This window comes from Georgenia faecalis, from assembly GCF_003710105.1.
Lineage (GTDB): Bacteria > Actinomycetota > Actinomycetes > Actinomycetales > Actinomycetaceae > Georgenia_A > Georgenia_A faecalis.
In genome coordinates this window covers 1,951,052-1,963,075 of record NZ_CP033325.1, presented here as the reverse complement: position 1 = coordinate 1,963,075, position 12,024 = coordinate 1,951,052, and the positions used below count along the sequence as shown (strand labels likewise).

General features: G+C 75.4%; 9 protein-coding genes. 6 read left to right on the top strand and 3 right to left on the bottom strand.

Features of this window, described 5'->3' with window-relative positions:
- The first annotated feature begins 187 nt into the window (after window positions 1–187).
- The 3 genes from EBO36_RS08545 (at window position 188) to EBO36_RS08535 (ending at window position 5,214) form a co-directional block, all read left to right on the top strand.
- Window positions 188–3,103 (top strand): beta-N-acetylglucosaminidase domain-containing protein, encoded by a 2,916-nt coding sequence (locus EBO36_RS08545; protein ID WP_222928701.1) that lies wholly within the window; start codon window positions 188–190, stop codon window positions 3,101–3,103.
- A gap of 145 nt (window positions 3,104–3,248) precedes the next feature.
- Window positions 3,249–4,598, top strand: a complete 1,350-nt coding sequence (locus EBO36_RS08540; RefSeq protein ID WP_122824227.1) for a class II 3-deoxy-7-phosphoheptulonate synthase — start codon at window positions 3,249–3,251, stop codon at window positions 4,596–4,598.
- 1 nt (window position 4,599) lies between these two features.
- Entirely contained in the window at window positions 4,600–5,214 is a 615-nt protein-coding gene (locus EBO36_RS08535) for a molybdopterin-dependent oxidoreductase (protein ID WP_241236939.1), read from the top strand.
- 5 nt (window positions 5,215–5,219) lie between these two features.
- Here EBO36_RS08535 and pknB read toward each other — a convergent pair whose 3' ends face one another.
- A complete protein-coding gene (pknB, locus tag EBO36_RS08530; protein ID WP_222928700.1) occupies window positions 5,220–7,139 on the bottom strand; it encodes a Stk1 family PASTA domain-containing Ser/Thr kinase in 1,920 nt (639 codons plus the stop codon).
- A 77-nt stretch (window positions 7,140–7,216) separates the two neighbouring features.
- The gene (locus EBO36_RS08525) at window positions 7,217–8,431 is read right to left on the bottom strand and encodes a LysM peptidoglycan-binding domain-containing protein (protein WP_244925243.1); all 1,215 of its coding nucleotides are present in this window, start codon (window positions 8,429–8,431) and stop codon (window positions 7,217–7,219) included.
- 229 nt (window positions 8,432–8,660) lie between these two features.
- On the opposite strand from EBO36_RS08525, the gene EBO36_RS08520 reads away from it, so the two are divergent.
- Window positions 8,661–9,032, top strand: coding sequence for an Rv2175c family DNA-binding protein (locus tag EBO36_RS08520; protein WP_122824225.1), 372 nt, complete (start codon window positions 8,661–8,663; stop codon window positions 9,030–9,032).
- Between the two features lie 88 nt (window positions 9,033–9,120).
- Here EBO36_RS08520 and EBO36_RS08515 read toward each other — a convergent pair whose 3' ends face one another.
- Window positions 9,121–10,212, bottom strand: a complete 1,092-nt coding sequence (locus tag EBO36_RS08515) for a polyprenyl synthetase family protein (protein WP_122824224.1) — start codon at window positions 10,210–10,212, stop codon at window positions 9,121–9,123.
- A gap of 120 nt (window positions 10,213–10,332) precedes the next feature.
- On the opposite strand from EBO36_RS08515, the gene EBO36_RS08510 reads away from it, so the two are divergent.
- Complete coding sequence (locus EBO36_RS08510) at window positions 10,333–11,472, top strand: DUF4192 domain-containing protein (RefSeq protein ID WP_122824223.1); 1,140 nt, start codon at window positions 10,333–10,335, stop codon at window positions 11,470–11,472.
- 84 nt (window positions 11,473–11,556) lie between these two features.
- Window positions 11,557–11,970, top strand: a complete 414-nt coding sequence (locus tag EBO36_RS08505) for a universal stress protein (RefSeq protein ID WP_122824222.1) — start codon at window positions 11,557–11,559, stop codon at window positions 11,968–11,970.
- Window positions 11,971–12,024 lie beyond the last annotated feature (54 nt).

Below are 12,024 nucleotides of genomic sequence, written 5' to 3'. Positions count from 1 at the left end.
TCACCTCCCGCCACGCGGGCGGCGAGGGGCCGGGCGTCTCGCGTACCGCTCGACCTTCGTACCGCTCGACCTTCGTCGACACGTGTGGACCCCGATCGCTGTGGGCTTGGTCTCACGCGTGCGCCCCGAGAGACTGGCCGGGCGCCGCCGCACCTCGCGCCGACGCGACCAGATGAAAGGTTGTGCCTTGAGAAGAAGGTCGATCATCGCGTCGGGGGTGAGCCTGGCGCTGGCCGGGGCCGGTGCCCTCGCACTGCCCTCCGCGTCCGTCCCCGCGGCCGCCGCCCTCCCCGCCCCGCAGGTCCTGCCGACACCGGCCCGGGCGAGCTACCCCGGGGGGGCGACGGCGCTCGGCAGCGTCGACGTCGTCACCACGGCGACGACGGACCCCGCCGCGCTGGCGGAGCTCCTCGCCGTCCTCGACGGCCACGGCGTCACCGACGTCGACGTCCTCGAGCCCGGCACCACGCCCACCGACTTCGCCGTCGTCCTCGCCACCGCCGGGGAGGACGCCGTCGACGAGGGTACCGACGTGCCGGACGCGGCCGAGGGCTACGCCGTCGTCGCAGGCGCGGACGGGGCGGTCATCGCCGGGCGCGACGGCGCCGGGCAGTTCTACGGCGTCCAGACCCTCGACCAGCTCGTCGCCGACGTCGACGGTGCCCCCCACCTGCGCGACGCCGTCGTCGCCGACGCACCGGCCATGTCGCTGCGCGGGACGATCGAGGGCTTCTACGGCGGCCCCTGGACCCACGCAGAGCGCCTCGAGCACATCGACTTCCTCGGCTCGGTCAAGGCGAACACGTACATCTACGCGCCCAAGGACGACCCGTACCACCGCGACCAGTGGCGCGAGCCCTACCCGGCCGACCAGCTGGCGCAGCTCGGCGAGCTCGTCGACCAGGCGAACGCGCACCACGTGCAGTTCACCTTCGCCGTCTCGCCCGGGGTCTCCATGTGCTACTCCGACCCCGAGCACCGCGCCGACCTCAAGGCCAAGCTCGACGCCATCTACGACCTCGGCGCGCGGTCCTTCTACATCGCGCTCGACGACATCGCCTACACGAGCTGGAACTGCGTCTCCGACGAGACCACCTACGGTGCGCCCAGCCCGGCCACCGCCGCGGCCGCCCAGGTCGACCTGCTCAACGACGTCCAGCGCACCTGGATCGCCGAGCGTGAGGGCGCCCGCCCGCTCCAGATGGTCCCCACCGAGTACGGCGACATCGCCGACACCGAGTACAAGGACGTCTTCCGCGCCGAGCTCGACCCGGCCGTCGTCGTCCAGTGGACGGGCACGGACGTCGTCCCGCGCTCCATCACCAACGCCGACGCCCAGACCGTCGCCGGGCTGTACGACCGCAAGGTCTTCCTCTGGGACAACTACCCGGTCAACGACTTCGGGGACACCTCGGGCCGCCTCCTGCTCGGGCCGTACGCGCACCGGGACAACGGCCTGTCCGAGCACCTCACGGGCATCGTGTCCAACCCGATGAACCAGCCGTACGCCTCGCAGCTCGTCGTCGCCTCGGTCGCCGACTTCGCGTGGAACGACACCGCCTTCGAGGCCGAGGCCTCCTGGCGCAGCGCGATCGGTTTCCTTGCCGACGACGACGCCGAGCTGGCGGCCGCCCTGGAGGTCTTCGCGGACCTGTCCCGGATGGCGCCGACCTTCGGCTCCGTGCCCTGGCAGCCGCAGGCCCCCGCCCTGGCCGAGGCGGCCGCGGACTTCTGGGCGGCCTGGGACGCGGGTGAGGGCGCGGCGGCGCTCACCGCGCTCGACGAGTACGCGCAGACCCTCGCCGCCGCCCCGGAGACCATCCGGGCCGGGGCGGACGACGGCCTCGTCGCCGACGCCGCCAACTGGCTCGACGCGACCGACCTGTGGGGCGATGCGCTCACCGGCGCGGTCGCCTCGCTCCGCACCCGGATGGCCGGCGACGGCGACGCGGCGGACGCCCTGGCCGCCGCGGCGCAGGCCGACGCCGATGCCGCCGCGGACGTGCGCGTCAACCCGCTGCGGAACCGGTGGCCCGCCGACGCCCGCGTCAAGGTGGGCGACGGCGTCCTCGACGTGCTCGTCGCGGACCTCCTCGAGCTCGGCAGCGAGGACGTCACCGTGACGGCGCCCGAGCGCGTGCTCCTCGACGCCGAGGGCGGGGTCAGCGTCCCGCTGACCGTCGCCAACCAGTTCGCCGCGGGGGCCACCGGCTTCACGGTGCAGCTCGAGGTCGACGACGGCGGCACGGTCGAGCCCGTCGAGGTCGAGCTCGGGGACATCCCCGTGGGGACGTCCGCGTCCACCACCGTGGACGTGCAGTGGCCGGGCGCCCCGGCGGCGCGGTCGACGTCGCTCACGGCGACGGTCACCTGGACCGCGGGCACCGAGGCCTCGACGACGGCGGACGTCCCGCTGCAGGCCGCCTGCGCCCCGGCGGGCTCGAGCCCGACCGGCATCCACGCGGTGAGCAGCGAGGAGGTGGAGGGTGAGGACGCCGGCGCGGTCAACGCCATCGACGGCGACCTCACGACGTTCTGGCACACGCAGTGGTCCGGTGCCGAGCCCGTCCCGCCGCACACCATCGACCTCGACCTCGGCGAGCTCACGCGGGTGTGCGCGCTGACGTACTACCCGCGCACGGACGCCGACAACGGTCAGATCGACGAGTACGAGATCTACGTGAGCACGGACGGCGAGACCTGGGGCGAGCCCGTCTCGAACGGGAGCCTGGGCAGCGGCCGGCACGAGCGGTGGATCCCGTTCGAGGTGAGCGAGGCCCGGTACGTGCGCCTCGTGGCGCTCTCCGAGGTGGCCGACCGGCCGTGGGCCACGGCCGCGGAGCTCACGGTGGACGTCGCCCAGCCGGTGCCGCCCACCGAGGAGCCCACGCCGACGCCGACGGCGGAGCCCACGGCGCCGGTGATTCCGACGCCCGACCAGCCGGGCGACGGCGCCACGCCGGCGCCCACCGGGGCGCCCGCGCCCGGCGGTGACCTGCCGAGCACCGGCGCCGGCACCGCCGCGGCGTACGCCGCGCTGGCGCTGCTGCTCGCCGCGGCCGGCGGCCTGGCGCTCGCCCGGCGGCGCGTGAGCGCCGACTGACCCGGCGGGGTGACCGCCTCCCCACGTGGGAGGCGGTCACCCCCGCCGCCCCGGCAGGCACCCCCGCGCGGCGGACGGCCTCGCCTGCGGCCCACCCGCTGGACTGTGGCGGGCGAGCGGGGGCCGCTCGCCTATCCTTGCCAGCGTGAGTGTTCAGGCAGATCCCGACGTCCTCGCCGGTCTCGACCACTGGCGGGAGCTGCGCGCCGCGCAGCAGCCGGCGTGGCCCGACGCCGCCGCGCTGGCCGCCGTCCGCGCGGAGCTCGAGATGTCCCCGCCCCTGGTGTTCGCCGGCGAAGCGGACCAGCTGCGCGAGTCGCTCGCCGCGGCGAGCCGCGGGGAGGCGTTCCTCCTCCAGGGCGGCGACTGCGCCGAGGTCTTCGCGGAGTCCACCGCGGACAACATCCGCAACAAGATCCGCACGATCCTGCAGATGGCGGTCGTGCTCACCTACGGTGCGAGCCTGCCCATCATCAAGATGGGCCGCATGGCGGGGCAGTACGCCAAGCCCCGCAGCAGCGACCTCGAGGAGCGCGACGGCACCACGCTGCCCGCGTACCGCGGCGACGCCGTCAACGGCCACGCCTTCACGCCGGAGTCCCGCATCCCCGACCCCCGTCGGCTGCTGCGCGCCTACCACTACTCCGCGACCACGCTCAACCTCATCCGGGCGTTCAGCGGCGGCGGTTTCGCCGACCTGCGCCGCGTCCACGAGTGGAACCGCGGCTTCATGGCCAACCCGGCCTACAAGCGCTACGACGCCATGGCCAACGAGATCGACCGCGCCATCCGGTTCATGGCCGCCGCGGGCGCCGACTTCGACGCCCTCCGCACCGTCGACTTCTACTCCAGCCACGAGGCGCTGCTCCTCGATTACGAGCGCGCGATGACGCGCATCGACTCCCGGACCGGCCAGCCGTACAACACCTCCGCGCACTTCCTGTGGATCGGGGAGCGCACCCGCGACATCGACGGCGCGCACGTCGACCTGCTCTCCCGGGTGCGCAACCCCGTGGGCGTCAAGCTCGGTCCGTCCACCACGCCGGAGACGGCGCTGGCGCTCATGGACAAGCTCAACCCCACCGGCGAGCCGGGCCGCCTCACCTTCATCACGCGGATGGGGGCGGAGCGGATCCGCGACGTGCTCCCGCCGCTGCTCGAGCGCGTGAGCGCCGAGGGTGGCCCGGTCACGTGGGTCTGCGACCCCATGCACGGGAACACCTTCGCCTCGCCGAACGGCTACAAGACGCGACAGTTCAGCACGGTCCTCGACGAGGTCCGCGGGTTCTTCGAGTCCCACCAGGCGGCCGGCACGGTGCCCGGCGGGCTGCACGTCGAGCTCACGGGTGACGACGTCACCGAGGTCCTCGGCGGCAGCGAGGAGATCGACGAGGGCGCGCTGAGCCGCCGGTACGAGACGCTCGTCGATCCCCGGCTCAACCACCAGCAGTCGCTCGAGATGGCGTTCGCGGTCTCGGAGATGCTCCGGGGGTGACGTGACGGGGGCGGGGGCGGGGCCCGGCGGCATCGAGGTGCCACCGGAGCGGAGCCTGCCCCCGGGGCAGCACCTGCTCCCCGAGGCGCCCGTCATGCACTACGGGCCGGTGCCCCGCCGTCGGCCGGAGCGCTGGCGGTTCACCGTGGGTGGGGCGACGGCCGACGGCGCCGAGCACGCCCTCACGTTCGACGACGTGCTCGGCCTGCGCGGGGTCGAGGTCGTCGCGGACCTGCACTGCTCGACGCGCTGGTCGACGCTGGACGAGCGGTGGTCCGGCGTCGCCGCGCGGGACGTCCTCACGGCGTTCCCGCCCGCCGCGGCCGTCGAGCACGTCCTCGTCTTCGCCGAGTACGGCTACAGCGCGAACGTGCGGGTCGAGGACCTCGCCTCACCCCGGGCGGTGCTTGCCACCCACCACGACGGTGCACCGCTGAGCGACGAGCGGGGCGGTCCGATGCGGCTCGTCCTCCCGCACCTGTACAGCTGGAAGGGCCCCAAGTGGGTCCGGGGGTGGAACTACCTCACCGAGCCCGAGCGGGGCTTCTGGGAGTCCCGCGGCTACCACCTGCGCGGGGACGCGTGGCGCGAGGAGCGCTACGCCTACCAGGAGTAGCCCGCTCACACGACGGTGAGGGTCACCGTGCTCCCGGGGACCAGGGCCTCGCCGGCGCCGGGGGACATGCTGCGCACCGTGCCGAAGAAGCCGCCGAGGATCTCCTCGACCTCCACGACGAAGCCCGCCTCCTCGAGGGTGGTCCGTGCCGCGCCGATCTGTTGGCCGACGACGTCGGGCACCGGCACCGGCTCCGGGCCGAGGGAGACGACGATGGTCACCTCGTCGCCGCGGTAGAGCTGGACGTCGGGCCCGGGGGAGGGGTCCTGGCGGATGACCCGGCCCGCCGCGACGGCGGCGGAGTACTCCTCGGCGACGACGGGCGTGAGCCCGGCCGCCGTGAGGTCCGCCTGGGCGGTCTCCGCGGTCGCTCCCACCACGGAGACCAGCGCGACCGGCTCCCGGCCGGCGGAGACGACGAGGTCCACGGGCTGGGTGTGGGGCACGACCTCCCCGGCACCGGGAGCGGAGGACATGACGACACCTGCGGGGACGTCGTCGCTCCACGGCTCCTCGACGGCGCCGGGCGTGAGGCCGACCTCCTCGAGTGCCGCGACGGCGTCCTCGAGCGGGAGCTCGGCCAGCGGGGGGACCTCGACCATGAGGATGCCCTGGGAGACGAGCAGCCGGACCGTGCCGTCACGCCGCACCGGCTCCCCGGGCGCCGGGTCCGCGCTGACGACCTCCCCGGCGGGCGCGGTGTCGTGGTGCTCGCGCTGGACGTCGACCCCCAGGTCCGCGTCCGCGAGCAGCGTGACCGCGCTGTCCTCGTCCAGGCCGACGACGGCGGGGACCGGCGTGTAGGCCCCGGGGCCGGCGACGAACCACCACGCCGACCCACCCACGACGACGGCGAGCACCAGGGCGAGGACCGACAGCGCGACGGCGCGACGGCGTCGACGGCGGCGCCGGGGACCGGCGGGGTCGGGCTCCGGCGTGGGCCGGGCGATGGCGCCGATGGGCAGGGCGACCGTCCCGCGAACCTCGTGGACCGGGGTGACACGGGTGGAGTGGGGGTCGTCGGCCTCGGCGGCGGGGCCGCGGGGGGCGACGTCGGCGACCCGGGCCAACGTGGCGTCGTCGACCGCGTCACGGGTGCGCCGCAGCAGGTCGAGCGCGGCGCCGGCGTCGGCGGGACGTTCGTCGAGCGTGCGGGCGGTGAGGGCGGCGACGAGCTCGTCGACCTCGGCCGGCAGCCAGGCGACCCGCTCGGACGGGGCGGGGATGTCGGTGTGGACGTGCTGGTAGGCGACCTGGATGGGCGCCTCGCCCTCGAACGGCTGGGTGCCCGTGAGGAGCTCGTAGAGGAGCACGCCGCACGCGTAGACGTCGGCGCGGGCGTCGGCCAGTCCGGAGGTGACGATCTCCGGCGCGAGGTAGGCGACCGTCCCGAGGACGGTGCCCGTCGAGGCGGCGGTCGCCTCGGTGACCGCCCGCGCGAGCCCGAAGTCGGCGACCTTCGGCCGCCCGGCCGAGGTGAGCAGCACGTTCTCGGGCTTGACGTCGCGGTGGACGAGGCCGGCGCGGTGGGCGGCGGCCAGCGCGTCGAGGACCGCGTCGAGGAGGTCGAGTGCCTCGCCGAGGGAGAGGGCGCCGCGCGCGCGCAGCACCGTGCGCAGGTTGGGGCCGTCGACGAACTCCATGGTGAGGTAGCTGGAGTCGCCCTCGAAGCCCTGGTCGTAGATCGCGACGATGCCGGGGTGGCTCAGGCGCGCTGCGGCACGCGCCTCGCGGCGGAACCGGGCGACGAAATCAGCGCTCTCGGCGAGGTGGGGGTGCATCACCTTGAGGGCGACCGTCCGGTCGAGCCGCCGGTCCACCGCGCGGTAGACGGTGGCCATGCCCCCGCGGGCGATCCGGCCCACGACCTCGTACCGGCCGTCGACCAGACGGCCGGTCATCGGGTCGGAGACGGCGGGCTGCACGGTCGGGAGTCTATGTGCCAGGACGCGCCGAACCGGCGAGGCTCGAGGGCTCGGCGGTCGGCGCGTCCGGGGGGTGATCAGCGGTACTGCGCCATGTTGGTCTTGATCTTGGCGACGTAGGTGCGGGTGTCCGCGTACATGCCGTCGCGGAGCACGCCGGCCAGGCCCTGGTAGTACCCGGCGATCGCCGGGTACTGGTTGGGCGCGGTGCGCACGAGCTGGCGGAGGATCGCCACGCCCGCGACGACGTTGTCGCGCGGGTTGAGGAGGTTGAGCCGGCGCCCGACGAGGTTCGAGGCCCACTCGCCCGAGCTGGGGATCACCTGCATGGTACCCAGGGCGTTGGCGGGGGAGACGGCCCTGGCGTCGAAGCCGGACTCGGCCTGGGCGATGGCCAGCGCGAGGGCGGGGTCGACCCCCATGTCGCGGGCGGTGGCCGCGACGATCGACTGCATCTCCGCGCGCGACGGCACGCTCATCGCGTTGAGCGTCGCCTTGTTGGCGTTCGCGGCGGCGACGACCTGCTGGGGGTAGGTCCGTCCGAGGAACGAGTCGGGCACCAGCGGCCCGGCGGACGGCGACGTCGGGGCGGGCGCCGCGCCGGTCCCGGAACCGGCGCCGGGGATGGTGAGGCGCTGCCCGACGAAGATGAGGGCGCGGGAGTTGAGCCGGTTGGCCGACACGATGGCCGAGACCGACGTGCCGTAGCGGGCGGCGAGGCCGGAGACGGTCTCGCCGGAGGCGACGGTGTGGGAGCCGCCCGCCTGCGGGGCGCTCGGGGCCGGTGCAGCCGGGGCGGGGGCGCTCGGCGCGCCCGCGGAGCCGCCCGCCGGGATGGTGAGGCGCTGCCCGATCCGGATGAGGGCGCGGGAGTTGAGGCCGTTCGCCGACGTGATGGCCGAGACCGACGAGCGGTAGCGGGCGGCGAGGCCGGAGACGGTCTCGCCGGCGGCGACGGTGTGGGTCCGCGCGGCCGTCCCGCTCGGGGCGGGTGCGGCCACCGGCGCGGCGGAGCCGGGGACGGGGATCCGGAGCATCTGGCCGACGCGGATGAAGGCGCGGGAGTCGAGCCCGTTCGCCTGGACGATGGCGGACACGCTGGCGCCGGTGCGCAGCGCGATGTGGCTGACGGTGTCGCCGGCCTGGACGCGGTAGGTCATCGCGGGGGCGACGGTCGGCAGGGCCGACGGCACCTTGACGCGGGGGAGGGCCAGCGCCGTGGCGCCGGCCGTGACGGTGGACGTCGTGGTGGCGCGGGCGGGCTGGGTGGCGGCGCCGGCGGGCACGGCCATCGCGGCGACGGTCGTTGCGGCGAGCGCGAGCCCTATCCCCGCCCGCCCTGCGTTTCTTGTGGCCACGCTGCTGCGCGGGCGGGACTGGGTCATGGATCCTCCAGCTGATGCGCTCCGCTGCCGCGTGTGACGCATGTGACGGCTGGGGAGCAAGTGACGTGTGTGATCGAGGCGACAGTATCCGGGAACCCCGTCCGCGTAAAGGCGGAGGGGTACGTAGGCTGGGGCGGTGACCGATGACGACCTTTCCCAGAACCACTGGCTCTCCCTCCCCGAGGTGGCCGACGCGCTCGGTCTCCAGCTGCGCGAGGTCCGCGCGATGGTGCGCGAGCAGCGCCTCGCGGGGATGCGCCGCGGCCCGTCCTCGGCGTACCTCGTCCCCGCCGACTTCCTGAGCACCGACGCGGCCGACGAGGCACCCGGCCCGCTGCCCGCGCTGCGCGGCACGCTCATCCAGCTCTCCGATGCCGGCTACTCCGAGGAGGACGCCGTCCGGTGGCTCCTGCGTCCGGACGAGGCCCTCGGCAGCACGCCCATCGCCGCCCTGCGGGCCGGCCAGGTGCACGCCGTCCGGCGGGTGGCGCAGGCGCTGGCGTTCTGACCTGAGGCCTGCCGGGGCGCGGACTGGCCCCGCGGGTAGGCGGCCGGGCGCGCGGGGGCGCGCCGGCGTGGCGCAGCCCCGCGCGCGGTCAGGCCTGGCGGGCGGCGAGCGCGTCGGCGAGCCGGGTGAGCTCCTCCGACACGGCGTCGGGCAGGTCCGCCCGCTCCAGCTCGGCGAGGCCGACGCGCAGGCGCTCGGCGATGAGGTCCTCGTGGGCCGCGACGGCGCCGCTGCCGACGAGGATCTCCTGGAGCCGCGCGACGTCGTCGTACGTGAGGTCCGCGCGCCCCACCTGGGTGCGCAGGTGCTCGCGCGCCGGCGGGTCAGCCCGGTGCATCGCCAGGCCGAGCAGCACCGTCCGCTTGCCCTCGCGGAGGTCGTCGCCGGCGGGCTTGCCCGTGAGCGCCGGGTCGCCGAAGACGCCGAGGACGTCGTCGCGCAGCTGGAAGGCCTCGCCGAGCGGCAGGCCGACGGCGCGCAGCCGCGCCAGGGCGTCGTCGTCGGCGCCCGCGAGGGCGGCGCCGAGGGTGAGGGGGTGCTCGACGCTGTACCGGGCGGACTTCATCCGCACCACCTCGAGCGCCATCTCCACGGCCGGGGCGCCGTCCTCGGCCCACGGCTGTGCCTGGGAGCGGATGTCGAGGTACTGCCCGACGGCGACCTCGCTCGTCATGAGGTCCCACACCTCGCGGGCGCGGGCGCTCGCCCCCGGGCCGACCGCGGCGCGGGCGCGGTCGATCTCCATCGAGGACACGCTGAGCAGGAGGTCGCCGAGGAGGATCGCGCCGGCCTCGCCGTACCGGTCGGCCGAGCCGAGCCACCCGGCGGCCGCGTGCTCGGCCGCGAGCCGGCGGTGGACGGCGGGCATGCCGCGGCGGGTGTGCGAGCCGTCCATGACGTCGTCATGGACCAGGGCCGCCCCCTGGAAGAGCTCGATCGCCGCGCCGGCGAGGATCGGCGGGGAACCGGCGAGGGCCGGCTCGTCGGAGAAGCCCGCCCACCCGGCGGCGCAGAACTCGGCCCGCAGGCGCTTGCCGCCGCCGAGCAGGTCGCGCGCCGGGGCCAGGAGGTCCTCGATCGGCTCGCCGAGCCCGGCGAACGGGGCGGTGTGCGCCCGCAGCGCCTCCAGCACCCGGGCGGAGACGAGGGAGGGCACCGTCGGTACCGGTGAGGTCGTCATGCGGGCAGCCTACGGGCGGGGCGGGTGCCCATTCCTGCACAGACCACCGGCGTGGGGCGCCGTCCACCGACGCCCCGCCGCGCCGCCCCGGCGGGGGCATCGACGGTGTGGCATGAGGCCATGGACACCACCACCCCCACCGTGCTCCGGGTCAGCGAGCCCCGCGAGGTCCTCGCCTACATCCCGTACCGCCTCGGCTTCGTCCCCCGGGAGTCGCTCGTGCTCCTCGGGCTGCGCGGTCCCCGCAACCGCATCGGCCTCGTCATCCGGGCCGACCTCGCCGACGCCGGCCACGCGGTCCACGGGCCCGCGTACGCCCAGCGGCTCGTCGGCCACCTCCTCGACGACGGCGCGCACGACGCCTTCGTCGTCGTCTACACCGCCGAGGACCGGGCCAGCCTCGCGGGTGACACGCCGGTCGGACGGTCGCTCGCCCACCTGCGTGCCCTCGTCGACTGGGGCGACCCGCCGGGGCCCTGGGTGGTCGGTCCCGACGGGTACGGCGTGTGGGGCGAGGACGTGGAGTGCGCGCCGCACACCGACCCGCTCCGCGACCTCGAGTACACCCAGACGGGCGCCACGATGGTGCTCCACGGGCACGCCGTCGCGCCGGACCGCGCGAGCCTCGCCGTCGAGCGGGACGCCCCGGCGCCGGCTCGCCGTGCCGCCGCCCGTGCTGCCGCGCGTGCGGAGCGGCACTACGCCGAGGTGCGTCACCGCTGCCGGACCCCCGGCGCCGCGTTCGGGGTGCCGGACGAGCGCGCTCGGCACGAGGGGGAGCTGCTCGCCTGGAGGCGGGGCGAGCGCTCGCGGTGGGAGCGGCTCCTCGCCGCGGCCGGCCGGGGCGACCCTCTGCCGGTCCCCGAGCTCGGGCGAATGCTCGTGGGCCTGAGCGACCTGTACGTGCGTGACGACGTCATCCTCTCCCTCGTGGGCCCCCCGCCGGCCCACCTCGACGACGCCGAAGCCATCACCTGGGCCCTGAGCCAGGTCTTCGACCCCGGCGGGCTCCCGCCCGAACCGGTGCGGACGCAGCCGGGGGAGAGGGTCCTCGAGAGCCTCGCCCGGTGCGCCCCGCGGGGTCGGGCGGCGCCCGCCCTGACCCTGCTCGCCTGGCTGGCCTGGTGGGGCGGCGACGGGGCGCGCGCCGACGTCCTGGCCCGCCAGGCGCTGGCCGAGGACGGCGACCAGCGCCTGGCCCAGCTCATCGCCGCCGCCACCGCCCAGGGCATGCCGCCGGGATGGGTCTGGGAGGACTGAGCGCCCGCGTGCCCGCGTCCCGCTACGCATCGGGTAGCCTGCCGAGGTCCCGCCGGTCGGTGGGCCGGAGAGGACGGAGCACGCATGACCATCGTCGTGGGCTATCTCTCCACACCGGAGGGCGAAGCGGCGCTCCATGCTGCGGTCACCGAGGCGAAGCGCCGCGACGCGCGGCTCGTCGTCGTCATGTCCCGGCGCTCGCGGCCCGAGGACCACGCCGCCATCGAGGCGGAGGTCGACCACGTGCGCGACCTCCTCGACGAGGCGGAGGTCGCCTACGAGGTGCGCCGCACCGGCCGCACGTCCGACGTCGCCGAGAACCTCGTCGGTGCCGCCGAGGAGCTGGACGCCGAGCTCATCGTCATCGGCCTGCGGCGTCGTTCGCCGGTGGGCAAGCTGTTCCTGGGATCCAACGCCCAGCGGATCCTCCTCGACGCGCCGTGCCCCGTGATGGCGGTCAAGCCCGACGCCCCGTCGGGCCACCAGCCCAAGGGCTGAGCGCCCCGGGCATCGCCCCTGCGGGGCCCTCGGCCGCGCCGTCGCCGAGGAACA

Coding starts and splice junctions, on each gene's coding strand:
- EBO36_RS08525 (WP_244925243.1), bottom strand. CDS start 8,431: ATGGCCGTGCCCGCCGGCGCCGCCACCCAGCCCGCCCGCGCCACCACG.
- EBO36_RS08505 (WP_122824222.1), top strand. CDS start 11,557: ATGACCATCGTCGTGGGCTATCTCTCCACACCGGAGGGCGAAGCGGCG.
- EBO36_RS08510 (WP_122824223.1), top strand. CDS start 10,333: ATGGACACCACCACCCCCACCGTGCTCCGGGTCAGCGAGCCCCGCGAG.
- EBO36_RS08515 (WP_122824224.1), bottom strand. CDS start 10,212: ATGACGACCTCACCGGTACCGACGGTGCCCTCCCTCGTCTCCGCCCGG.